1 pseudogene is annotated in these 649 nt (G+C 36.8%); it reads left to right on the forward strand.

Annotation, left to right across the window (positions count from 1 at the left end):
* Window positions 1-136: 136 nt before the first annotated feature.
* A pseudogene (locus N5O98_RS27375) lies at window positions 137-649 on the forward strand (AraC family transcriptional regulator); the annotation flags it as partial.

Consider the following 649-nt stretch of genomic DNA (forward strand, 5'->3'; position numbering starts at 1 on the left):
ACCGAATCTATAACGTTAAATCATAGATTATGTGTCTATTTGTGAAGAAAAAGACGTAACTTTGTATCAAAATCAAATAAGCATAACAATGGAACCATCTATATACAGTTTTTCACTTTGTGCCGCACTGCCGTTGATGTTATTCTTCGGCTTTTATTTTTTGTTTGCAAAGACTCCTGAAAAGAAAATTTTCAAGAATTATCTCCGCTCCCGACAGATTATGGGTATAGCTATGCTGCTGCTTTCGGCAAATTATTCGGTACATTTCTTCTTTGGTATTCGATTCAAAAATGCGGATTCTTCCATATTGATGAACATGTCCACATACTTCCTGTGCTATTCTCTGTTCAGTTCGGCATTGATAATGTTGCTTGATTGTTTTTACATTACCAAACGGCGTGTGTGGACACATATCATTTTATGGATTATATTCTCAACTCTTTCCGGAGTTGTGTTGTTCCTGTTGCCAAGCGGAATCATGCAAAAAATCTCTTTATTTGCTTTAGCTGTCTGGTTAATCGTTTTTGGAGTCGTTTTAGCTCGCAGAGTCATAATTGCATATCGTAGAGCCATTCGGATTTTCAATGAAACTCAGGCGGATGATATAGGCACATATATCGAATGGCTTTCCATATTCACTTATTGGGCT

Source organism: Bacteroides sp. LFL-34 (genome assembly GCF_027257075.1).
GTDB lineage: Bacteria > Bacteroidota > Bacteroidia > Bacteroidales > Bacteroidaceae > Bacteroides > Bacteroides ovatus.